The 22,113-nt window shown below is 71.9% G+C and carries 18 protein-coding genes; 2 read left to right on the top strand and 16 right to left on the bottom strand.

Going from position 1 to position 22,113, the window contains the following annotated elements; all coding sequences use genetic code 11:
• Window positions 1-4: 4 nt before the first annotated feature.
• The 3 genes from QRN56_RS23780 to QRN56_RS23770 are packed head-to-tail and all read right to left on the bottom strand — an operon-like array spanning window position 5 to window position 3,548.
• On the bottom strand, window positions 5-1,000 hold the full coding sequence (locus QRN56_RS23780) for an ABC transporter permease (protein WP_285107470.1): 996 nt from the start codon (window positions 998-1,000) through the stop codon (window positions 5-7).
• On the bottom strand, window positions 997-2,031 hold the full coding sequence (locus QRN56_RS23775; RefSeq protein ID WP_285107468.1) for an ABC transporter permease: 1,035 nt from the start codon (window positions 2,029-2,031) through the stop codon (window positions 997-999). The genes QRN56_RS23780 and QRN56_RS23775 overlap by 4 nt, the downstream gene beginning before the upstream one ends.
• On the bottom strand, window positions 2,028-3,548 hold the full coding sequence (locus QRN56_RS23770) for a sugar ABC transporter ATP-binding protein (RefSeq protein ID WP_285107466.1): 1,521 nt from the start codon (window positions 3,546-3,548) through the stop codon (window positions 2,028-2,030). Before QRN56_RS23770 ends, QRN56_RS23775 begins: the two co-directional genes overlap by 4 nt.
• A gap of 229 nt (window positions 3,549-3,777) precedes the next feature.
• Between QRN56_RS23770 and QRN56_RS23765 the strand changes: the two genes are divergently transcribed.
• Complete coding sequence (locus QRN56_RS23765; protein WP_285107464.1) at window positions 3,778-5,223, top strand: APC family permease; 1,446 nt, start codon at window positions 3,778-3,780, stop codon at window positions 5,221-5,223.
• A gap of 59 nt (window positions 5,224-5,282) precedes the next feature.
• Here the strand turns inward: QRN56_RS23765 and QRN56_RS23760 are convergent, their stop codons facing one another.
• Entirely contained in the window at window positions 5,283-5,645 is a 363-nt protein-coding gene (locus QRN56_RS23760; protein WP_285107462.1) for an L-rhamnose mutarotase, read from the bottom strand.
• A 68-nt stretch (window positions 5,646-5,713) separates the two neighbouring features.
• Here QRN56_RS23760 and QRN56_RS23755 point away from each other — a divergent pair, with 68 nt between their 5' ends.
• The gene (locus QRN56_RS23755; RefSeq protein WP_285107460.1) at window positions 5,714-6,736 is read left to right on the top strand and encodes a LacI family DNA-binding transcriptional regulator; all 1,023 of its coding nucleotides are present in this window, start codon (window positions 5,714-5,716) and stop codon (window positions 6,734-6,736) included.
• 66 nt (window positions 6,737-6,802) lie between these two features.
• Here the strand turns inward: QRN56_RS23755 and QRN56_RS23750 are convergent, their stop codons facing one another.
• From QRN56_RS23750 to QRN56_RS23695, 12 genes are all read right to left on the bottom strand, one after another.
• The gene (locus QRN56_RS23750; RefSeq protein WP_285107458.1) at window positions 6,803-8,122 is read right to left on the bottom strand and encodes a serine hydrolase domain-containing protein; all 1,320 of its coding nucleotides are present in this window, start codon (window positions 8,120-8,122) and stop codon (window positions 6,803-6,805) included.
• Between the two features lie 156 nt (window positions 8,123-8,278).
• Entirely contained in the window at window positions 8,279-10,666 is a 2,388-nt protein-coding gene (locus tag QRN56_RS23745) for a rhamnogalacturonan lyase (RefSeq protein WP_285107456.1), read from the bottom strand.
• Window positions 10,667-10,777: 111 nt separating this feature from the next.
• The gene (locus QRN56_RS23740) at window positions 10,778-11,431 is read right to left on the bottom strand and encodes a Poxvirus protein I5 (protein ID WP_285107455.1); all 654 of its coding nucleotides are present in this window, start codon (window positions 11,429-11,431) and stop codon (window positions 10,778-10,780) included.
• A gap of 5 nt (window positions 11,432-11,436) precedes the next feature.
• Window positions 11,437-12,339 (bottom strand): carbohydrate ABC transporter permease, encoded by a 903-nt coding sequence (locus QRN56_RS23735; protein ID WP_285107453.1) that lies wholly within the window; start codon window positions 12,337-12,339, stop codon window positions 11,437-11,439.
• Window positions 12,336-13,322 carry a carbohydrate ABC transporter permease gene (locus tag QRN56_RS23730; RefSeq protein ID WP_285107451.1) on the bottom strand — a complete coding sequence of 329 codons (987 nt, stop codon included), beginning with the start codon at window positions 13,320-13,322 and terminating at the stop codon, window positions 12,336-12,338. Before QRN56_RS23730 ends, QRN56_RS23735 begins: the two co-directional genes overlap by 4 nt.
• A gap of 2 nt (window positions 13,323-13,324) precedes the next feature.
• Window positions 13,325-14,653, bottom strand: coding sequence for an ABC transporter substrate-binding protein (locus tag QRN56_RS23725; RefSeq protein ID WP_285107450.1), 1,329 nt, complete (start codon window positions 14,651-14,653; stop codon window positions 13,325-13,327).
• A gap of 396 nt (window positions 14,654-15,049) precedes the next feature.
• Window positions 15,050-16,162 (bottom strand): Gfo/Idh/MocA family protein, encoded by a 1,113-nt coding sequence (locus tag QRN56_RS23720; RefSeq protein ID WP_285107449.1) that lies wholly within the window; start codon window positions 16,160-16,162, stop codon window positions 15,050-15,052.
• Window positions 16,163-16,456: 294 nt separating this feature from the next.
• Entirely contained in the window at window positions 16,457-17,959 is a 1,503-nt protein-coding gene (locus QRN56_RS23715; protein WP_285107447.1) for a mannitol dehydrogenase family protein, read from the bottom strand.
• A complete protein-coding gene (locus QRN56_RS23710; RefSeq protein ID WP_285107445.1) occupies window positions 17,952-18,806 on the bottom strand; it encodes an ABC transporter permease in 855 nt (284 codons plus the stop codon). Before QRN56_RS23710 ends, QRN56_RS23715 begins: the two co-directional genes overlap by 8 nt.
• Window positions 18,806-19,729 carry an ABC transporter permease gene (locus QRN56_RS23705; RefSeq protein WP_285107443.1) on the bottom strand — a complete coding sequence of 308 codons (924 nt, stop codon included), beginning with the start codon at window positions 19,727-19,729 and terminating at the stop codon, window positions 18,806-18,808. The genes QRN56_RS23710 and QRN56_RS23705 overlap by 1 nt, the downstream gene beginning before the upstream one ends.
• Window positions 19,726-20,868 (bottom strand): ABC transporter ATP-binding protein, encoded by a 1,143-nt coding sequence (locus QRN56_RS23700; RefSeq protein ID WP_285107442.1) that lies wholly within the window; start codon window positions 20,866-20,868, stop codon window positions 19,726-19,728. Before QRN56_RS23700 ends, QRN56_RS23705 begins: the two co-directional genes overlap by 4 nt.
• The gene (locus QRN56_RS23695) at window positions 20,865-22,097 is read right to left on the bottom strand and encodes an extracellular solute-binding protein (protein WP_285107441.1); all 1,233 of its coding nucleotides are present in this window, start codon (window positions 22,095-22,097) and stop codon (window positions 20,865-20,867) included. The genes QRN56_RS23700 and QRN56_RS23695 overlap by 4 nt, the downstream gene beginning before the upstream one ends.
• Window positions 22,098-22,113: the final 16 nt, after the last annotated feature.

Raw genomic sequence — 22,113 nt, 5'->3', positions numbered from 1 at the left:
CTCCCTAGCTTCCTTGCCCGACCGCCGGACGCCGTCGGACCCTGAGGCCGCCCGCGATGCGCGGCGCGACCACCGACACGACGAGCGCCGTGCCGATCACGATGTTGATGACGTTGACGGTGACCCCCTCCAGCCGGAGGGCACTGCTGAGCACGCCGATGAGCAGCACGCCCGCGACCACGCCGTGGATCGCACCGCGCCCGCCGAAGATGGACACCCCGCCGAGCAGCACCGCCGCCACGACCTGGAGCTCCATGCCGGTCGCGTTGTCGCCGCGGGCGCTGCCGTAGCGGAGCGTGTAATAGACGCCAGCGAGCGCAGAGACCGCCCCGGACAGCACGAACAGGACGAGGAGGGTCCGCTTGACGTCGACGCCGGAGAACCGGGCGGCCTCGCTGCTGCGGCCGATGTCCAGCACGTTCCGGCCGAACGGCGTGGCGTGCAGCAGGACGGCGAAGACGGCGATCAGCACGACCAGCCCGAGCGTGACCACCGGCCAGGGCGACTCCCCCAGGTTCTCGGTGGCGCCGTCGGTCCAGGACTCGGGGAAGTCGGTGACGGCCGTGGTGCCCAGGAGGCCCACGGCGAGGCCGCGGTAGAGGGCGAGCGAGCCGATGGTGACGGCCAGCGAGGGCAGCCCGCCGTACGCGACCAGCGTCCCGTTGACGGCGCCGCACACCGCGCCCAGCAGCACCGACGCCGGCAGGGCGACCCACAGGCCGAACCCGGCCTGGTGCAGCAGCCCGAAGGTCACGCTGGACAGGCCCACGACCGACGCGACCGACAGGTCGATCTCGCCCGTGGCGATGATCAGCGTCATGGGCAGGGCGATGAGCAGCACGGGGGCGACGTCGAGCACCAGGTAGGTGATGGTGAGCGGGCCGTCGAAGCCCTGCACGACGGCGGACGCGACCACCCAGGCCGCGACCAGGATCAGGATCGTCAGCATCTCGCGGGTGAGCAGCGCGCGCTGCCACCACGGGCGGGCGTGGGTCCTCATGGGGTCGCCTCCTCGCGGTCGGCCGGGCCGGCGCCGCCGGGTTGGTCGGTATCTCGCTCGGCCGCGAGGCGGTGCGACCGCCGCCGGGCCAGCACGCGGTCCAGCGCGATGGCGCCGATGATGAGCGCGCCCACCACCGCGCGCTGCCAGAAGTCGGGGATGCCCACCACGGGCAGGGCCCGGTTGATGGTGAGCAGCAGCATCGCGCCGAGCGCCGCCCCGACGACGGTGCCGCTGCCGCCGAAGATCGCGACGCCGCCCACCACGACGGCGCCCACGACCTGCAGCTCCAGGCCCACCCCCGCGCCGGACGAGACGGTGCCGTACCGCGCGGCGAACATCACGCCGGCCAGCCCGGCGAGCGCCCCGTTCAGGGCGAACGCCCCGAGCAGCCGACGCCGGACGGGCAGGCCCTGCAGCTCGGCGGCGTCGGGGTCGGACCCGATCGCGTAGAGCTGCCGCCCGCCGCGCGACGTGTACATGTAGTAGGCGACGACGGCCAGCACGACGGCGGCGACGATCGTCAGCACGGGCACGCCGAGCACCTGCCGCGTGCCCAGGGCGAGGAACGCGCGCGGCATGTCGCCGGCGTCGATCCGGTCGCTGCCCGCCCAGGTCAGGGCCACCCCTCGGTAGACGTACAGCGTGCCGAGCGTGATGACGAGGGCCGGCACACGGGCGAACGCCACGATCGAGCCGTTGACCAGGCCCAGCACCGCCCCGGCCGCGACCGCGACCAGCGCCACCACGACGATCGGCAGGTCCGGCACGTCGATGAACAGCCGGCCGGCCAGGTAGGCGGTCAGGCCGAGCATCGAGCCCACGGAGAGGTCGACGTTGCGCGTGATGACCACCACGGCCTGACCCACGGCGAGCACCACGAGGATCGCGGGCGTGAGCAGCAGGTCCCGCCAGCCGCCCGAGCTGAGCAGGAAGCCGGGCTGGATCGCGGTGGTCACGCCGATCACGACCAGGAGGGCCAGCGCGATGCCGGCCTCGCGCCGGCGCAGCAGGGCGGTCAGGGCGGTCATGCGGCGTCACCCCGCTCGGACGACGCACCCGGCGTCGCGGCGCGCATCACGGTCTCCGGCGTGGCGTCCGCGCGGTCCAGCGCCGCGACGATCCGCCCCTCGCGGACCACGAGCACGCGGTCGGCCATGCCCAGCACCTCCGGCAGCTCGGACGAGATCATCAGGACCGCCAGCCCCTCGGCGGCCAGCGTGGACAGCAGCCGGTGCACCTCGGCCTTGGTGCCCACGTCGATGCCGCGGGTGGGCTCGTCCACGATCAGCACCTTCGGCCCGGTGGCCAGCCACTTGGCCAGCACCACCTTCTGCTGGTTGCCGCCGCTCATGGTCGTGGCCACGGCGTCGAGTGCCCCGGCCTTCACCGCCAGCCGACCGGACCAGTCGCGCGCGAGCCGCGCCTCGGCGTCGGGCAGCAGGATGCCCAGGCGTGCCAGGCGGCGTCGGGAGACGGCGGAGACGTTCCGCGCCACGGAGGACTCGGTGACCAGGCCCTCCAGGCGCCGGTCCTCGGGGACCAGGGCGAGGCCCGCGGCGATGGCCGCGGTCGGGTCGCCCGGGCGCAGGGTCCGCCCGTCGACGGCAACGCGCCCGGCGTCGTACCGGTCGACGCCGAACACGGCGCGGGCGATCTCGCTGCGCCCGGCTCCGACCAGGCCGGCCAGGCCGACGATCTCGCCCGCCCGCACCTCGAAGGACACGTCGTGGAAGGTGCCGGTGGACTGCAGTCCCTCGACCCGGAGCACCACCTCGCCGGGCGTGCTCGGCACCTTGGGGTAGAGGTCGGAGACGGCGCGGCCGACCATGCGCCGCACCAGCTCGTCCGCCGTCACGCCGGCGACCGGGTCGGTGGAGACGTGCTCGCCGTCGCGCATCACGGTGACGGTGTCGCAGAGGTCGGCGACCTCGTCGAGGCGGTGCGAGATGAAGACGACGGCGCGGCCGGCGTCGCGCAGCCCGCGGGCGACGGCGAACAGGCGGCGCACCTCGACGGCGCTGAGCGCCGCCGTCGGCTCGTCCATGACCAGGAGGCGGGCGTCCAGGGAGATCGCCTTGGCGATCTCGACGATCTGCTGGTCCGCGATGGACAGGCCCTCCGCGGGGCGGTCCGGGTCGAGGTCCACGCCGAGGTCCCGGAACAGCTCGCGCGCCCCCGCGCGCATGGCGCGCCGGTCGATGCGGCGGAACCGGCCCAGCGGCTCGCGGCCGAGGTAGATGTTCTCGGCGACCGTCAGGTCGGGAAAGCTCGCGGGCTCCTGGTGGATCACGGCGACGCCGGCCGCCTTGGCCTCGGCGGGACCGGTGAAGTCCACGGGCTCGCCGTCGAGCTCGACCACGCCCGCGTCCCGGCGGTGCACGCCGCCCACGATCTTGACCAGCGTGGACTTGCCCGCGCCGTTCTCGCCGACGAGGGCGTGGATGCTGCCGGGCTGCACCACCAGGGTGCCCGAGCGGAGCGCGGCCACGGGCCCGAAGGACTTGGCGACCCCCTCCAGGCGCAGCGTCGGTGCGGCGTTCTGCATGTCTCTCCGTCGAGATGCGGGCGGTCTGCATTGACCGCTATCTGGCGTTTGAATCGTTCAAACAGATACTTCGGAAGATAGACCTGCCAGGTCAGAGCGTCAAGAACTTGCGGCGCGTCCGTTGCCGAGTCGTGCCCGTTGCGGAACCCTTGGCCGATCAGGGGTGCACACTGCCCGCAGCTACGGAGGCGGCCCGACGACGTGCCGCCCCAGAACGGAGGCGACGGAAATGAGCCAGCCAACGGCCGGGGAGCACGCAGCCCTCGGCGAGGAACCGACCGAGCTCAAGCGGGTCATGGGGCCCAAGCTCCTCCTGCTCTTCATTGTGGGTGACATCCTCGGTACGGGCGTCTACGCACTGACCGGAGACGTCGCGGCCGAGGTCGGCGGTGCGGCGTGGGCGCCGTTCATCGTCGCGTTCCTCGTCGCCCTCATCACCGCGTTCTCGTACCTGGAGCTCGTCACCAAGTACCCCCGGGCAGCGGGCGCGGCGCTCTACACGCACAAGGCGTTCGGCATCCACCTGTTCACCTTCATGGTGTGCTTCACCGTCATGTGCTCGGGCATCACCTCGGCGTCGACGGCGGCCCGCGCGTTCGCGTCCAACCTCGCCGTCGGCTTCGGGCTCGACGAGACGAACGCGACCCTCATCATCACGGTCGCGCTGATCTTCATGGGGCTGGTCGCGGCGATCAACCTGCGCGGCGTCGGCGAGAGCGTCAAGGCCAACGTCTTCCTCACCCTGGTGGAGCTGTCGGGTCTGCTGCTCGTGATCCTCATCGGCTTCTACGCCGCGTTCGCGGGCAACGTCGACTTCTCCCGCACCATCGTGTTCGACGACCCGGGTGACAAGGGGGCGTTCTTCGCCGTCACCGCCGCGACGTCACTGGCGTTCTTCGCGATGGTCGGGTTCGAGGACTCGGTCAACATGGCGGAGGAGACGCACGACCCCGTCAAGAACTTCCCCAAGATGATGATCACCGGCATCGGCATCACCGGGGTCATCTACGTGCTCGTCTCCCTGTTCGCGGTCGCGATCGTCCCGGTCGGCGTGCTGGCGGAGAGCGACACCCCGCTGGTGACCGTGGTCGAGACGGCGGCGCCGGGCATCCCGGCCGGGACGATCCTGCCCTTCATCTCGATGTTCGCCGTCGCCAACTCGGCGCTCATCAACATGCTCATGGCCAGCCGCCTGCTGTACGGCATGGCCAAGCAGAACGTGCTGCCCAGCGCGCTGGGGCGGGTGGGCGCCCGCCGCCAGACGCCATGGGTCGCCATCCTGGTCACTACGGCCATCTCGTTCGGACTGATCTACTTCGTCAGCCGCGACCCGGAGAACGACGTGGTCGCCGCGCTCGGCGGCACCACGGCGCTGCTGCTCCTGGCCGTGTTCGCCATCGTCAACGTCTGTGTGCTGGTGCTGCGCCGCGACCCGATCGACCGGAAGCACTTCGTGGCGCCGACCGTGCTGCCGATCGTCGGGGCGATCTGCTGCCTGTTCCTCGTGGGGCCGTGGACCGGGCGGGACGTCATCCAGTACCAGATCGCCGGCTGGCTCCTCGGCATCGGCTTCGTCCTGTGGATCCTGACATGGATCACGAACCGGCTGCTCGGCCAGCGCACCGGGATCACCGACATCGAGGCGCTCAACGAGCCGGAGGGCGGCGTCAACTAGCCCCCGCCCCCGACGTGTCAGACGTACAGGTCACCCGCGTGACCTGTACGTCTGACACGTCAGTGCTCGTCCGGGAGGGCCGCGAGCTGGGCCTCCAGGTGGAACACCTCGTCCAGCAGCACGAAGCCGTCGTCCGGGTTGCCCTCGTCGACGAAGAAGCCCGACATCGCCGCCTGCCAGCGCGCGTTGACCTCGGTAGCGGCCATCCCGCGCTGCGCCGCCGCGTAGTCGTCGGTCACGAGGATCCCGACCAGCAGTCCGTCGTCGCGCAGGTACAGGTGGTAGTCGCGCCACCCCGTGTCGCGCAGGGCCCGGAGCATCTCCGGCCAGACGGCGGCGTGGGCCGCCCGGTACTCGTCCAGCCGGTCCGCCCGCACCCGCGACGTGAAGCAGACGCGTGCGCCCGCCGTGTTGCTCGACATGTCCGGTCCTCCTCGACCACCTGCGCCATGAAACGGTTCATAATGTAGCCCGAAGCAAGGAGGGCTCCATGACACAGCCGGCCGCTCACCGCCGAGCATCCATCGCCGACGTCGCCCGCGCCGCCGGCGTCTCCGTCGGTACCGTGTCCAACGTGCTCAACCGTCCCGAGCGGGTGCTGCCCGGCACGCGCGAGCGGGTCGAGGCCGCGATCGACGAGCTGAGCTTCGTGCGCAACGGCTCGGCCCGGCAGCTCCGCGCGGGCACCATCACCACGGTCGGCGCCATCGTGCTGGACATCGCCAACCCGTTCTTCACCGACGTCGCGCGGGGCATCGAGGAGCGCCTGGACCGGGACGACTTCACGCTGATGGTCGCGTCGTCGGACGACAAGCCGGACCGCGAGCAGCGCTACCTGCGCCTGTTCGAGGAGCACGGCGTGCAGGGCGTCATGGTCGTGCCGGCCACCGACGACATCGAGCACCTCCTGGCGGTGCGCCGGCGCGGCACCGGGGTGGTGCTGCTGGACCGCCCGTCGTCCGACCCGAGCATCTCGTCCGTGGCCGTCGACGACGTGCGCGGCGGCGAGCTCGCCGCGCGGCACCTGCTCGACGAGGGGCACACGCGCATCGCGTTCCTCAACGGCCCGCACACGATCCGGCAGTGCGCCGACCGGTACGAGGGCGTGGTCAAGGAGCTGGTCGCGGCCGGGCTCGACCCCGCGACGGCGCTCGTGGAGATCACCGTGTCCAGCCTCAACGCCGAGGGCGGGGAGGCCGCGATCCGGGGGCTGCTGGAGTCCGGCGACCGGCCCACCGCCGTCTTCTGCGTCAACGACCTGGTCGCGCTGGGCGTGCTGCGCACGCTGCGCACGGAGAACATCGCCGTCCCCGCCGACGTCGCGGTGGTGGGGTACGACGACGTCGCGTTCGCCGCCGAGCTGTCCACGCCCCTGACCTCCGTGCGCCAGCCGACCCACGAGATCGGGGTCCGCGCCGCCGACCTCCTGCTCGACGGGCCGGACGCCGCGGCCGAGCACGTGATGTTCCAGCCCACGCTGGTGGTCCGCGGCTCCAGCTCCGCGGTCGGATGACGACGTGTCAGACCCTCAGGTCACCCGGGTGACCTGAGGGTCTGACACGTCGTGGGGCGGGGTGGGTCAGCAGGTCGCCTCGAACATCGGGACCAGCAGGTCGCTCAGGTCGTACAGCGCCTCCGGGTCCGCCGTGACGTTGCGGCCGGTCACGCCCAGCGACACCTGCCGTTCGCCGTCGAGCGAGGTCAGGTTGACGCTCAGCGTGCCGAAGCTCGCGCCGTCGTGCCCGTACAGGTACTCGCCGGGCACGCACGGGTCGGGCAGGCGGTACGTGCCGAGGCCGTACTCGATCGTCTCGGCGCTGCGCGGCGTCAGCATGTCGGTCACGGTCTCCGGCTCAACCAGCTCACCGGTCACCAGGGCCTCGTTGAAGGCCGCGAGGTCCTTCGTCGTGCTGGTCACGGCGCCCGCCGCACGGAACAGCGTCGGGTCGAAGTGCCTGATCGAGTACCAGCCCGCGCCGTCGGCGCCCGTGTAGGCGGCGTCGGCCAGGAACGGCCCGCGCTTCCGGGGGCTCTCGGGGTAGTCGCTGCGGCGCATGCCGGCCGGCTCGAACACGCGCTCCTCCAGGAGCTCGTCGAGGTCGGTCCGGTTCACCTTCTCCAGCATCATGCCGAGCGTCACGAACCCGGCGTTGGAGTAGGAGAAGCCGGTGCCCGGCTCCAGCATCCAGGGCGCGGTGTGCACGGCCCGGACGTGATCGCCGTCCGAGTAGTGCTCGCCCAGCACCTCGAAGTACTCGTCGATGTCCGTCGGGTCCTGCATCTTGTCGAGGATCAGGTACTCCGACGCCGTCGGGGCGCCCGACGTGTGGCTGAGCAGCTGCTCGATCGTCACGTCCCGCGGCAGGGCGCCCGGCAGCACGTCCTCCACGCTGGTGTCCAGCGTCCAGGTGCCCTTCTCGATCTCCTGCATCACCAGCGTCGCGATCATCGGCTTGGTGTTGCTCGCCACGCGGAACGGGTCGTCGGCCCGGGCGGGCGCGTGGCCCCCGAGCTCGCGGACGCCGTCCGCGCCCGACCAGGTGAGGTCCGGCGTCTCGACGCGTGCGGTGACGGCGACGGCGCCGTCGTCCACCAGGGTGGAGACCGCCCGGTCGAGCTGACGCCGGATGCCCGCGTCGGCGGTCAGGGTGCGGGCGGCGGGGGCGGAGGCGGCCTGCTCGGCCGCGTCCCGGACCTGGCGGGACAACGCCAGGGGGTCGTCGACGGCGGCCGCGGGCGTCGCGTCCGCCGCTCGTGCGGCCGGTTCCGCGGTCACCGCGGGCGTCGCGGGCACCGCGCTGGCGGCGGACGCCGTCGTCGCCATACCCGCGCCGGTGAGCGGCAGCGCGCCGGCCACCACGACGCCCAGGGCTGCCCTGACTCGGCGGTGTGCATTCATGGGGATGCTCCTTCGTCTCGGCACCCCGTCAGTCTGCTGGGGGCCGGACGGCCGACGGATCCCCCGCACGAAGGACATCTCGGACACGGCCTCCGCCCAGGGTGGGACCCGCGGGGAGGAGGGCGGGCCGGCCGGCCCGCCCTCCTCAGCCGGCGGTCAGTCCCGGCCCGGGATCGGCACCGTGGACCAGTCCGTGTCCGAGGCCAGGTAGAAGCTCGGGTACGACGGCTGGTTGTACGTCGTCTGCTGCCGCGCCACCTCGACGCGGTACTGCGGGTCCTGCATGAGCGTGTACAGCGCGATGTCGCTGGGCTCCGTCGTGGTGAACAGCCGCAGCGCGGTCGAGTCGGTGGTGCGCACCAGCACCTCCTCGCGCCAGTCGCCGAGCACGTCGGCCACGAGCGACGGGTTGCCCTTGGTGCCGTTGTTGGTCAGCGTCCCGTCCAGGGTCGCGACGACGCCGCGCGACCAGCCCTTGATCGTCGGCACGGCGGGGTCGGCGCCGTCCACGATCTGCGTGGTGCCGTCGCCCGCCCACCGCACGGACTGGTTGGTCCCCATGGTCGACGTCGCCACCTGCTCACCCGTGGCGCTCAGCGTGCCCGACCCGAGGGTGCCGTCCGGCATGGACGCCCACACCTCGATGCCCGGCACGCCGGGCAGCACGTCGCCGATCATCGAGCGACCGGTGTCCCGCCCGGAGTACTGCCCGAACAGCACCTCGCCGTCCTCGGCCGAACGCATCACGGAGCCGTAGGGCGCCCACGTGGCGCCCTCGTGCGCGGTCCAGATCTCCAGCCCCGGCCGGTCCGGGTCGATGTCCGTCACGTGCATGGCGTCACCGTGGCCCAGACCCGCGGTCGCCCCGGGGTTCGCGGAGCCGTCCGGCAGGGTGTCGAACGACGAGTACAGGAGCGAGCCGTCGTCGTCGAGCGTCGCGGAGCCGTAGACGATCTCCTGCCGGCCGTCCCCGTCGACGTCGGCCGCCGACAGCGAGTGGAAGCCCTGCGTGGTGATGCTCCCCCACTCGGGCGAGGTACCCGGCACGCCGTGCGGGCTGTCGTCGAACGGGTTGGACATGGGCGTCCAGCCCGAGTCCGCGAGCCAGCGCCGGGTCAGGTGCCTGCCGTTCCAGTCGTACGCGGCGATGGTCGAGCGCGTGTAGTAGCCGCGCGCGAAGATGGCGCTGGCCTTGCCCTCGGACAGGTACGCGACCCCCGACAGGAAGCGGTCCACCCGGTTGCCGGGCTCGATGCGCGCCATCGCGTAGTCGCCCCAGCGCAGCCCGTCGTCGGTGCGCCCGGGCTCGTAGTCGACGGTCTCCAGCGGACGCCCCCTGAGCCCGTCGAAGACGGTGAGGTACTCCGGACCGCTGATCACGAAGCCCTCGAAGAGCCGGAGCTGGTTGCGCGTCGAGCGGGACGGCGCATACACGTCGATGAAGTGGTCGACGGCGGCGCGGGCGTCGGCGTCGGACAGCGGGTAGGTCCACCGCGCGTCGATGCCCCACGCCTCCTCCAGCGTGGCCGGCCACTGACCGGAGACGACCTCCGGACGCGTCGACCAGCCGCGGAACGTGTCCACGAGGTGCTCGTAGTAGTCCCCGGCGGACATCCGGTAGTCGTCGGTGTCCCGCACCCCGGCCGCCCGGTCGTCCGTGGCGATCGGCACGTAGCGCTGCCCGGCCGGCTTCCCGTCCCGGTAGGTGGTCACCCGCGTGCCGGGGGCGGTCTTGACCATCAGCTCGGCGCGGCCGTCGCCGTCGTAGTCGTAGACGGGGAACTGCGTGTAGTGCGCGCCCGCGCGGATGTTCACGCCCATGTCGATGCGCCAGAGCTGCGTGCCGTCCAGCTCGTAGGCGTCGAGGTAGACGTTGCCCGTGTAGCCCACCTGGGACACGTCCTTGGAGTTGGACGGGTCCCACTTCACGACGATCTCGTACTCGTCGTCGCCGTCGAGGTCCGCGACCGAGGCGTCGTTGGCCCGGTACGTGTACGCCTCGCCCGCGGGCGTGACGCCGTCGGCCGGCTTGTTCAGGGGGATGTCCAGGTGCCCGTCGCCCCACACGTCGGCCGACGCCGCCCGGCCCCTGTCCGGACCGCTCAGCGGCACCACCCGGTAGCGGGCGTCCGCCGTGCCCGCGGCGTCGAGGTAGTTGGTCGCGCCCGTGACCGTCGCGACGCGCCGGCCGTCGCGGTACACCGCGAAGCCCGGACCCTTGAGCCCCGCGTCGGTGTGGCCGGTGACCTCCGGCGCGAGCAGGCGCCAGCTCAGGAAGACGCCCTCGCTGGTCGCGGCGGCCACGAGCCCGCGGCCCAGCTTCTCGGTGCCTGTCGAGTTCCCGGTGCCCGACGTCGGCCGCTCGCCCTGGGCGCTCGGGTCGCCCTGGGCGGTGGTCGCGTCGGCGGCCGGGACCGTGGTCAGGGTGCTGGCGGGGACGGCGGTCGAGGCGGTGGCCGCGAACGCCACGGCGCCCACCCCGCTCAGGCCGAGGCTGAGTGCCGTCGCCAGCACGGCTCCGGTCCGGATAGTTCTCGGGATCATTGTCGAATTCCTCTCTGAATTCTCGATCTCACGAAGACGTGCGCTTCTACCCAGTCATCTGGCCCGGAACCTGCTGGGTTTCGGGCCAGATGGCTGGGTAGAGGCGCACTTTCAGTCGACCGGGCGCGGCTGTGCCCGCCGGGTCTCGACGGCGACCGCCGCCAGGCTGAGCAGGCCACCCGTCACCAGGACGAGCGGCGTCAACATCCAGACGAGCACCACGCACATCACCACGGCCGCCAGCAGCAGCGCCGAACCCACCAGGTCGTCACGGGAGCGCGCCGCGCCGCGGGACAGCAGCCGCCAGACGCCGCCGTCGTCCGCCCCGGCCCCCGCACCGCCGTCCGACCACGCCGCCGTCGTGCGGACCAGGACCACCGCGCCGCAGGCCGCGGCCGCCCACGTCACCCAGCGCACGGCGGACGCGCCCGGCAGCGCGCCCGACGCCGTCAGCCCGGTGTTGACCGTCACGGCGACCGCGGCGACCAGCACGAGCACGCCCAGCACCCACAGTCCACGCACGGCCGCGAGCCAGTCCCGCCAGAACGAACGGACCGAGGTGTCATAGCCGCCGAGGTGCCGCCGCAGGTGCGCGGCCCCCGCGGCGACCGCCGCCGGGGCGGTCACCACGGGCAGGCTGCCGCCGAGCACGAGCAGCCCGGTCAGCAGCGTCTCCCCCAGCAGGGGGAACCAGCCCTCACCGGCCAGACGGCGTCCGCGGGCCGGCGGCGCGGCGGACTCGTCGGCCTGCTCCTGTGCGCTCACGGCGCTCAGCCCTTGAGGCCCTGCGTCGCGACGCCGTCCACCAGGTACCGCTGGAAGACCACGAAGAACAGCAGCACCGGCACGAGCGCGAGCACGGCCATGGCCATCTGCGCGCCGTAGTCGGAGACCGACGTCTGGTCCACGTACAGCCGCAGCGCGATGGGCAGGGGGTAGGTGTCGGGCCGCTTGAGGTAGAGCAGCGGGCCGAGGAAGTCGTTCCACGACCAGATGAAGGCGAAGATCGAGCTGGTGATCACCGCCGGCCGCATGAGCGGGAGCAGCACGAGCCGGAAGATCCCCCAGTGCCCGCAGCCGTCGATGCGCGCCGCCTCGTCGAGCTCACGCGGCAGCCCTCGGAGGAACTGCACCATGAGAAAGACGAAGAACGCCTCCGTGGCCAGGAACTTGGGCGCCAGCAGCGGCACGAACGTGTTCACCAGGCCCATGGAGTTGAACAGGATGTACTGCGGGATGATCACCACGTGGAACGGCAGGAGCATCGTGCCGATCATCACCGCGAAGTACACCCCGCGACCCGGGAAGCTGATGCGGGCGAACGCGTAGGCGGACACGGTGGCCGACAGGACGATGCCCACGACCGACCCGACCGCGAGGATCAGCGAGTTGAGCACGAACGTCCAGAACGAGACGCCGCCGATGCCGCTCAGCGCCGACGTGTAGTTCGCCAGCGTCCACGTCTCGGGCCACAGGTTCACGTTGCCGACGATGTCGCCGCTCGGCTTGAACGAGCTCATGACCATCCACACGCCGGGGTACAGGATCACCACGGCGACGGCGATCACGAGCACGTGGAACACGACGGACCGCAGGCGCTTGCGCCGGGTCGCCGTCACGCTCGGGGAGGAGTCCACGACGGGGCTCGGGGCGGTGGTCGTCGCTGTCGTCATCGCACGTCTCCCGTGTAGTGGACCCAGGCACGCGAGGTGCGGAACAGGACGGCGGTGATGATGCCGACCACGAGCACGAGCACCCAGGCCATGGCCGAGGCGTACCCCATCCGGAACTCCGTGAAGCCCTTGAGGTAGAGGTAGAACGTGTAGAACAGCGTCGAGTCGGCGGGACCGCCGGTGCCGCCGGAGATGATGAAGGCGGAGCTGAACACCTGGAACGCGCCGATCGTCTCGAGCAGCAGGTTGAAGAACAGCACCGGCGACAGCATCGGCAGCGTCACGGAGACGAACCGGCGGATCGGCCCGGCGCCGTCGACGGCGGCCGCCTCGTGCAGCTCGGCCGGGATCTGCTTGAGCCCCGCCAGGAAGATCACCATGGGGGCGCCGAACTGCCACACGGCCAGCAGGATCATCATCGGCATGGTCATGCTCGGGTCGCCCACCCAGCCGCCGGCCGGCAGGCCGAAGAACTGCTGGACCTGGTCGGCGATGCCGTCGTCGATGAACATGGCGCGCCACACGATCGCCACGGAGACGCTGGCCCCGATGAGCGACGGCGCGTAGAACATCGAGCGGTACGCGCCCTGGCCGCGGTGCTTCGCGTTGAGCAGCACGGCGACGGCGAGCGCGGCGGCCAGCTTGACCGGCACGCCCACCAGCACGTAGACCGCCGTCACCTGGGCGGACTTGAGGAACCGCGGGTCAGCGAACAGGGCGGTGAAGTTGTCGATGCCCACGAACGTGGGGGCCCGGAACAGGTTGTAGTCGGTGAACGCGAGGTACAGCGACATCAGCATGGGGCCCGCCGTCAGCAGCACGAACCCGAGGAGCCACGGGGACAGGAACGCGTACCCGGCCTTCACGTCGGACCGGTCGCGCTGCGGCTTGCCGCCGCCCCGTGCGGGGGACGACGACGTCGCCGTCCCCCGCACGCCGCCGCGCCCGGCCGAGCGCCCGCGCTCGGTGGTGGTCGCGGACATGGTCAGGACCCGCCGAGGTTCGATTCGGCGCTCTGGAACCACTGGTCGGCGAACTCCTCCGGCGTGATGTTGCCGTAGGACAGCTCCTCACCCAGCCGCTTGAACTCGGCCTCGACCACGCCGTAGCCCTCGACGGGCAGCGGGGTGTCCTCCGTGACGCGCTCGGCGACGTGCTCCTCGTAGCCGACGATCTTGTCGTCGATCGAGCCCTCCTCGACCTCCATGGCGTCACGCTGGGCCGCCACGGCGGGCACGCCCTTCGAGGTGCCGAAGATCTTGCCCACCTCGGGGTCGTTGACGAGGAAGTCGATGAGCGCCGCGGCGGCGTCCGGCTCCTGTGTCGTCGCCGACGACGAGAGCAGCATCGACGGCTTCCAGAACTGCGCCGAGCCGTCGGCGCCGGTCGGCACCGGGAGCAGGTCGAGGTTCTCGGAGCCCGCGCCGGCCGAGTAGCCGGCCATCATGTTGTCCCAGGTCATCTCGGTAGCGGCCTGGCCCACCTGCATACCGGTGAGGGGCTCGACCTGCTTGGCCCGCTCGACCGGGAAGAAGACGCCGTCGTCACGCAGCGGCTGGGTGCGCTCAGCCCAGGCGACGAGGTCGGCCTTCTCGAAGGCCGGGGAGCCGTCGTCGGCGAACGCCGTCTTGCCCTGCTGCACCAGCCACTGGATGAAGAGCCACAGCGTGCCGGTGTAGTCGGTGCCGCCGTAGATCTGCGGGTCGTGGTCGGCGCCCGCCGCGCTGACCTCGCGGATCCAGGCGTCGTACTCGTCCCAGGTCAGACCCTCTTCCGGCGGCTCGATGCCGAGCTCGTCCAGGAGGTCGTCGTGGTGGATCATGCCGAGGGTGTTGGTGCTGGTCGGGATCCCGTACTGGCCGTCGTCGACCGAGCCGGAGGCGAGCACCGTCTCGTCGAAGTCGTCGGTGTCCAGGTTCACGCCGAGCTGGTTCGACAGGTCCAGGAGCTGGTTGTTCGACGCGTACTGGTGGATGTACGCGAGGTCCATCTGGAAGACGTCGGGCAGGGTCTGGCCCGCTGCCTCGGTGCTGCGCGCGGTCCAGTAGTCGTCCCAGGCCTGGAACTGCGTCTGCACGTCGATGTTCGGGTGCTGCTCCTCGAAGAGCGCCACCGCCTCCTCGTACCGGGCCGCGCGGTCGTCGTCCCCCCACCAGACGAGGGACAGCTCGATGTCCCGGTCGGTGGCTACCGGCGCCGCCTCGGCCGAGGCGGTCGTCCCGCCGCCGCAGGCAGAGAGGGCCAGGGCCGAAGCCGCTGCGAGGGCCGTGACCTGGACGGCCGCAGTCTTTCGGGTGGTGCGTGTGCGGACCACGTGAGCCTCCTTGCTCTGTGTGCTGCTGGTGGCCGGCTGCATCCTCGACCGCCGACTGAATCGATACAATACCGCTCCGGGAAGCGTTGTCCAGAGCCCCAGGTCAGGAATTCGTAACGAACTGCATCGTTGGAACCCGGCCCACCACGGGGGCCTGAACGTCGGCGAGCGCTGATCTGGTGGCGCTGTCGCCACTGATCACGCCACTGCCACGGCGCCGACTGGTCAGCACTGAACGCCGCCGCCCGCGCCGGGCTCAAGCCGCCGCCCGCGCCGGGCTCAACCCAGGCCGTCGAACGTAGGAGTCGTCGGCGCATGAGGGCTCATGGGGCGACCAGGCCTACGTTCGACGGCGGGCACCCGGCCGACGCCGCAGCCCGCAGCCGGGCGGCGGCGTCAGCTCGCGGCGGGGGCCGGGGTCGGCGTGTCCTTCAGCGGGGCCCAGCTCGGGCCCGTGCCGCGCATGGACTCGTGGAACGGGTCGCCCGGGCCGATCTCGCCCGCCCGCACGATCGCGCCCGTGAATGCCGACCGGTAGATCGCGGCGACCAGCTCCAGGGTGCCGCGCGCGTCGGCCGCGGTGACCGGCGGCGCCTCGCCCGCGGCGAACGCCCGGTACGTCGGCACGAACTGGGCGAGGTGCCCCGACGGCAGCGCCTCGGGGTCCGGCTGCCACAGCTGCCCGACGTCGTCATGGCCCGCCGCCGGCGTGAACGTCCAGTCGGCGTCGGTGTACCCGTACAGGTGCGACAGCTCGATCGTCGCCGCCTCGGTGTCGAACCGCAGGTCAGAGGTCTCCCGCGGCGACAGCAACGAATTGGTGATCGTGGCCATCGCGCCGCTCTCGAAGCGGAGGATCGCCATCGAGACGTCCTCGGTGTCGACGTGCCGGGCGAGGCGGCCCGCCATGGCCGTCACCTCGGACCACGGCCCGAGCGTCGCCAGCAGCAGGTCGAACTGGTGGATGCCGTGGCCCATCGTCGGCCCACCGCCCTCGGTGTCCCACCGGCCGCGCCACGGCACCTCGAAGTACGCGGGCGCCCGGAACCACAGGGTGTCGCACGTGGCGACCAGGGGTCGGCCCAGGGCGCCGTCGTCGAGCAGGCGGCGGAGCTGGCGCGCCCCGTGCCCGAACCGGTGCTGCACCACCTGCGTGAACGACGCCGTCGAGGCGGCCTCGGCGTCCGCGATGCGGTCGATCTCGGCGAGGGACAGCGTGGCAGGCTTCTCGACCACCACGTGCACGCCCGCCTGGAGCGCGGCCACGGCGACGTCCGCGTGCACACCCGGCGGCGTGCAGACGTGCAGCACGTCCGTCTCGGCGAGCACGTCGTCCAGGGAGGTCCCGTGCGCGGCGACGCCGTGCTCGCGGGCGAACTCCTCCGCCCGCGCCGCGTCGATGTCGACGGCGTGCACCAGGGTCGCGTCCACGCCGTGCGCCGGCAGGTCCGCGATCGCTCGTGCGTGGGCTCCGGCGATGGCACCTGTGCCCAGGATCGTGACTCTCATCGTGCTCCGTCCTCGTCGACGCGTGTGATCGATCACCCTATCGAGTCGACGCGACCCGGCCGCGCCGATCCGCAGGAACCCTACCCGTGACCCTCGTCGATGGAAAGGGCTTTCCCGCCACGGTGGCCCGGACCGGACACACGGAAGGCCGTCCCGATCCCTTTCGAGGCCTAAGTTTCTTCGCTTTGGAGCTGTCCAAAGCGAAGAAACTTAGGCCTCGAAGGGGACGGAGCGCGCCGGCCCGCCCGGCCGGCCGGAGCATCCGACCAAGCCAGACCCAGCCAGCCCGAGAGGTCAGCCCAGGACCGACTCGATCTCCGCGGCCACCACGTCGACGAACGACTCCGGCGTCCCGGCAGGCAGCAGCCCCGGCAGCGCGAGCAGCGCCCGGAGGTCCTCCTCGGCGCCGGCCAGCCCCTCGACGTCGCCGAGCCCGTCCGAGCCGCCCGGCACCTCGGCGGCGCCGACCAGCGCCTCCAGCTCCGCGGCCCGCGGGTCGTCGATGCCCTCGCCGGAGTGCGTCCGGCGTCGGACGAACTCGGCCCACGCGGCCAGGCCGAACGCCACCCCCTGCGGCTCCCGCCCTGCGGCGAGCGAGTCCGCGAGCACGCCGCCCCAGCGGAACGGGATCTTCTGGGTGCCGTCCATCGCCACCTGGGCCGTGGTGTGCCCCGTGTGCGGGTTCGCGAACCGGGACAGGATCTGCTCGCCGTACTGCCGCAGGTCCAGGCCCTCGGGCGCGGTGAGCGTCGGCAGCGCGTCCTCGAAGAGGTACTGCCGCGCCCGCTCGGCGATCACCGGGTCGGTCACGCCGCCCGCGATCGTCGAGTGCCCCGCGAGCCACCCGGAGTACGCGACCAGCGAGTGCGTCCCGTTGAGCAGCCGCAGCTTGGCCTGCTCGAACGGCGCGACGTCCTTGGTCAGCGTGGCGCCCGCCGCCTCCCACGCGGGGCGCGGGCCGGCGAACCGGTCCTCGATCACCCACTGCGCGAACGGCTCGCCCACCACGAGGCCCTCGTCCCGCACGCCGAGCGTCCGCTCCACCTGGTCGCGCTGCTCTGGGCTCGTCGCCGGCACGATCCGGTCGACCATGGAGCACGGGAACGTGACGCTCGCGTCGATGAACGCGCGCAGGGTGTCGCCCTCGGGCCCGGGCAGGGCCGCGTCCGCGGCCTCCCGCACCAGGCGTTCGAGCACCCGGCCGTTGTCGACCATGTTGTCGCAGGTCAGCACGGTGATGGGCGCGCCGGACGCGGCGCGCTGGGCGAGCCCGCGCACCAGCAGCCCGATGGCCGACGCCGCCGGCCGCACCGTCTCGGCCGCGCCCCCGGCGGCGACCACCGCGGCCAGCGCCGCGAGGTCCCCGGCCACCGCCTCGGTGTCCAGCGACCCGTCGGGCCGCCGGGCGTAGCCCTTCTCCGTGATCGTCAGCGTGACCACGTGGGTCGACGGCGCCGCGAGCGCCGCCAGCACGCGCTCGGTCTCCTCGGCGGGGTAGGCGACGTCGACCACGGACCCGACGAGCTCGACCGAGGACTCCTGCTCCCCCGCGGTGAGCACCGAGTACACACCGCCCTGGGGGCGGAGCTGGTCGCGCACGGTCGCGGAGCGCTGGGTGACGCCCAGGATGCCCCAGGTGGTGTCGCCCGTCGCGATCGCGGCGCGCTCCGTGTACACGGCCTGGTGCGCCCGGTGGAACGCGCCGATGCCGAGGTGGACGATCCCCACCGACGTCGGCATCACGGGTGCGTCGATGCCGCCCGGGAGGTGGTCCCGGTGCAGGCGGTCCTCAGTCATCACGTGTCTCCTTGACTTGTGCCACGAGCTGCGTCGGGTTCACGAACCGCAGCGCCACCACGAGCATGACGAGCATCGTCGCGGTGTAGATCACCGACAGGGCCGAGATGAGCTGTCTCGCCTCACCACCGCCGGCAGCCGTCATGCCACGGTAGATGGCGACGACGAGTGTGTCCGAACCAGGGCCCGACACGAGGAAGGTCAGCTCGAAGAGACCGACGGTCCGCACGAGCACCAGGATGGCCGCCGCGAGGATACCCGGGACGAGCAGCGGGGCCAGGATCCGCGTGAACACCTGCCAGGTGCGGGCCCCGCACATCCGGGCGGCCGACTCGATGGCGGGGTTGATCTGCTCGATGAACGGCGTCATCGTCAGGATCACGAACGGCACCGACGGCACGAGGTTGACGAGCACGACCGCGGTCAGCGTGCGGCCCAGCCCGAACGAGTACATGACGGTCGCGAGCGGGATGCCGTACGTGATGGGCGGCATGAGCACCGGCAGCAGGAACAGCAGCATGACGGCGCGCTTGCCCGGGAAGTCGCGGCGGGCCAGCACGTAGGCGGCGGGCACGCCCACGAGCACCGAGATGACGACGACGAGCACGGCGACGCCGACGGTGACACCCACCACCTCGCCCAGGGCGAACCGGTCCCAGGCCTCGACGTACCGCTCGGTGGTCAGCCCGTCGGGCAGCCACGTGTCGAACCACTGCCGGCCGAACGAGTCGACCACGACGGCGACGAGGATCCCGAGCAGGAACACCCCGAACGCCGTCATGCCGGCCCAGACGAACCAGGTGGACGGCCGTGCGGCGAGCGGCCGCTCCAGCGTTGACGTGGCCATCAGCCCTTCCCTCCCGTGGTCCCGCGGTACAGCAGCGAGCGCAGGCCCAGCACGGCGACGACGACGAGCAGCTCGACCGCGCCCATCATCAGCGCGATGGTGGACGCCATGGCGTAGTCGTTCTGCTCGCCGAACGCCCGGAACGCCATGAGGGACATGACCCGGGTCTCGCCCATGGCGTCACCGACCAGCCGGGCCGACGGGAACACCGAGAAGGCGAGCACGAACGTCAGGATGAACGTGGTGGCCAGCCCGGGCGCCAGCAGCGGCAGCACGATCCGCCGGAACCGCTGCCACCAGCCGGCGCCGAGCGTCTTCGCGGCCTGCTCCAGCGACGGGTCGATGCCCGACAGGTACGACGAGATGAGCAGGAACGCAAACGGGAAGCCGGTGATGACCAGGGAGAACATGACGCCCAGGTAGTTGTTCACGAGCTTGAGCGGCTCGTCGATCAGGCCGACCTCCAGCAGCGCCCGGTTGATCCAGCCCTGCCGCCCCGCGAAGATCAGCAGCCCCTGCGCGGTGAGCACGGTGCCCAGGGTGATCGGCAGCACCAGCAGCGACGTCAGCAGCCGCTTGCCGCGGAACCGGTGCCGCAGCACCATCGCCACCGGGACCGACGCCAGCACGTTGAACAGGGCGGCAGGCAGGGCGAGGCGCATCGTGAGCCACACCGAGTCGAACACGAACGGGTCGCGGAAGAACGCGACGTAGTTGGCGAGGACGCCGCCGCCCCACTGCTCCTGCATCGCCGCGGTGGGCTGGATCGTGAGCCCGATCCCGTACGAGAACGGGTACACGAACAGCGCGACGGCGACCACGAGACCCGGCAGGAGCAGGAGCAGGGCGGGGTCCACGCCCCGCTCGGCCAGGCGGTGCCGCAGGCTCGCGGTGGCGCGCCCCGGCCGTTGACCGACGCTCACGCCGCCACCGCCTGCGGCACGACGGCGTCCAGCGCCTCCGGGAACACCAGCACCCGCTCGACGGGGGCCGTCAGCGTGACCGCCCCGCCGACGTCGGGCGCCGTCGTGGCGCGGGCGTGGAGCATGGTGTCGCCGGCCTGCACCCCGACGGCGAACTCGCGCCCGTGGTACTCGACCACCGAGACGGACCCGGGGATCGACCCGCCGGTCCCCGCCGGGCCCGAGCCGGCCACGGAGAAGTCCTCCGGGCGCACCGCCACCCGCACGCGGTCCCCCGCGCCCAGGGCGCCGACCGCGCGACCGGTGAGCAACACACCGCCGCCGCCCGACCCGACCGACCCGGCCGAGCCACGCGTGCCCGGCAGCTCCACCACGACCTCGCCCCCGGACGCCGAGACGACGGTCGCGGGCAGGATGTTCCGGTAGCCCATGAAGTCGGCGACGTACCAGCTCGTCGGGCTCTCGTAGAGCTCGTCGGGCGTGCCCACCTGCTGCACGCGACCCTCGCGCATGACGACCAGGCGGTCGGCCAGGGACAGCGCCTCCTCCTGGTCGTGCGTCACGTAGATCGTCGTGAGCCCCAGGGACTGGTGCAGCCGCCGGATCTCGGTGCGCATGTCGAGCCGCAGCTTGGCGTCGAGGTTCGACAGCGGCTCGTCCATGAGCACGAGCGACGGTTCGAGCACCACGGCGCGCGCGATGGCGACCCGCTGCTGCTGCCCGCCCGAGAGCTGGCCGGGCAGCTTCCTGGCGTGCTCGCCGAGCTTGACCAGGTCGATCGCCGCGCGCACCCGCGAGGCGATCTCGGCCCGCGGCACGCCCTGCATCTGCAGCCCGAACGCGACGTTCTTCTCCACGCTCAGGTGCGGGAACAGCGCGTACGACTGGAAGACCATGCCGAACCCGCGCCGCTCCGGGGGCAGGGTGTCGATCCGCCTCCGGTCCAGCCGGATCTCGCCGTGCGTCAGCGGCAGCAGGCCGGCCAGGCAGTTCAGCGCCGTCGACTTGCCGCAGCCCGACGGGCCCAGCAGGGCCACGAACTCGCCCGCCCTGATCGTCAGGTCCAGCCCGGCCAGCGCGTCCATCCCGCCGAAGCTGCGGCCGACGCCCCGCAGCTCCAGGGACTCGAAGTCGCTCACTCTGCCTCTTCCTCCACCTTGCCGCCGCCGACCTCGCGGTCCCAGATGTCGAACGCGGTCACCATGGAGTCCGCGTCGAGCGGCGTCACGGCGTCCTGCGACTCGATGAGCTCGTCGAACAGGGGGCGGCCGAACTCCTCGATCACGTCCTGCGACTCCTGCGGGGCGAGGTCGAGCGTCGCGCCTTCGATCGCCGGGCCCGGGTAGAAGTAGCCGGCGTCGTACGCCTTGGCGTTCTGCTCAGGAGTGAGCATGTCCTGCAGCAGGAGCAGGATCGCGCTGATCTTGTCGGCGCTCTGCCCCTTCGGGATCGCGGCGTAGTGCGCGTCGGTGACCCACGTGAAGTCGTCGAACGCGGCAGCCTCCAGCGTGTTCGGGAGCTGCCCCTCGGCACGCGGCGCGATGTCCCAGCCGGTGGTGGTCGGGATCATCGCCCAGGTGCCGTCGGCCATGTTGGTCACGACCTGGCCGGTGCCCGTGGGGTAGGTGTCGACGTACTGGCCCAGCTCCTCGAGGTACGCCCAGGTCTTGTCCCAGCCGTTCTCGGGGTCCTTCGGGTCCTTGTCACCCAGGATGTAGGGCAGCCCCATGAGGAAGGTGCGGCCCGGGCCGGAGTTGGCGGGGCGCGCGTAGCCGAACTTGCCGGGGTTGGCCTTGGCCCACTCCAGGAGCTCCTCGGGCGTGGCCGGCGGGGTGCCGACCACCTCGGGGTCGTACTGGAGCAGCGGCCCGGACGGGTAGTACGTCGTCACCACGCCGTAGCCCTCGGCGAGCTCCTGCATGTTCGCGGCGGGCTCCAGGTAGTTCTCCTGGTTGGTCAGCCGGTCGCCGTAGTCGTCCACGACCGGGATCCACAGGTCCTGGCTGATGCCGGCCGCGAGCCCGTCGTTCCCGGTGAACACCACGTCGATGGACAGGTTGCCGCTGTCCACCTGCGGCTTGACGATGCCCGTGACGTCCGGCGCACCGCCCGTCTCCCAGGTCACCGACTCGATGACGTCCGGGTTGTTCTCGACGAACTCGTCGACCATGCCCTCGGTGAGCCGCTGGTTGCCCGCGACGTCGAGGATGTTCAGGGTGACCGGCTCCGACGGCGTCCCGGGGACGTCGGCCGCGTCGGTGACCGCGCCCCCGCTCTCGCCTCCGGGCGGGGCGGGCGGGGCACAGGCGGTGAGCAGGGTCAGTGCGGCGACGCCGACGAGCGCCGCAGCCTTCTTCGAGGTGCGCATGGTGCTTCCTCTCTCT

Origin of the sequence: Promicromonospora sp. MEB111 (assembly GCF_030209445.1) — a bacterium.
Lineage (GTDB): Bacteria > Actinomycetota > Actinomycetes > Actinomycetales > Cellulomonadaceae > Promicromonospora.
This window is presented reverse-complemented; position numbering and strand designations above follow the sequence as displayed.

What these genes read in the sequence shown, in the direction of transcription:
- QRN56_RS23710 (WP_285107445.1), bottom strand. Translation starts at nt 18,806, where the DNA reads ATGGCCACGTCAACGCTGGAGCGGCCGCTCGCCGCACGGCCGTCCACC.
- QRN56_RS23780 (WP_285107470.1), bottom strand. Translation starts at nt 1,000, where the DNA reads ATGAGGACCCACGCCCGCCCGTGGTGGCAGCGCGCGCTGCTCACCCGC.
- QRN56_RS23735 (WP_285107453.1), bottom strand. Translation starts at nt 12,339, where the DNA reads ATGACGACAGCGACGACCACCGCCCCGAGCCCCGTCGTGGACTCCTCC.
- QRN56_RS23770 (WP_285107466.1), bottom strand. Translation starts at nt 3,548, where the DNA reads ATGCAGAACGCCGCACCGACGCTGCGCCTGGAGGGGGTCGCCAAGTCC.
- QRN56_RS23720 (WP_285107449.1), bottom strand. Translation starts at nt 16,162, where the DNA reads ATGAGAGTCACGATCCTGGGCACAGGTGCCATCGCCGGAGCCCACGCA.
- QRN56_RS23715 (WP_285107447.1), bottom strand. Translation starts at nt 17,959, where the DNA reads ATGACTGAGGACCGCCTGCACCGGGACCACCTCCCGGGCGGCATCGAC.
- QRN56_RS23745 (WP_285107456.1), bottom strand. Translation starts at nt 10,666, where the DNA reads ATGATCCCGAGAACTATCCGGACCGGAGCCGTGCTGGCGACGGCACTC.
- QRN56_RS23760 (WP_285107462.1), bottom strand. Translation starts at nt 5,645, where the DNA reads ATGTCGAGCAACACGGCGGGCGCACGCGTCTGCTTCACGTCGCGGGTG.
- QRN56_RS23775 (WP_285107468.1), bottom strand. Translation starts at nt 2,031, where the DNA reads ATGACCGCCCTGACCGCCCTGCTGCGCCGGCGCGAGGCCGGCATCGCG.
- QRN56_RS23765 (WP_285107464.1), top strand. Translation starts at nt 3,778, where the DNA reads ATGAGCCAGCCAACGGCCGGGGAGCACGCAGCCCTCGGCGAGGAACCG.
- QRN56_RS23755 (WP_285107460.1), top strand. Translation starts at nt 5,714, where the DNA reads ATGACACAGCCGGCCGCTCACCGCCGAGCATCCATCGCCGACGTCGCC.
- QRN56_RS23750 (WP_285107458.1), bottom strand. Translation starts at nt 8,122, where the DNA reads ATGAATGCACACCGCCGAGTCAGGGCAGCCCTGGGCGTCGTGGTGGCC.
- QRN56_RS23695 (WP_285107441.1), bottom strand. Translation starts at nt 22,097, where the DNA reads ATGCGCACCTCGAAGAAGGCTGCGGCGCTCGTCGGCGTCGCCGCACTG.
- QRN56_RS23730 (WP_285107451.1), bottom strand. Translation starts at nt 13,322, where the DNA reads ATGTCCGCGACCACCACCGAGCGCGGGCGCTCGGCCGGGCGCGGCGGC.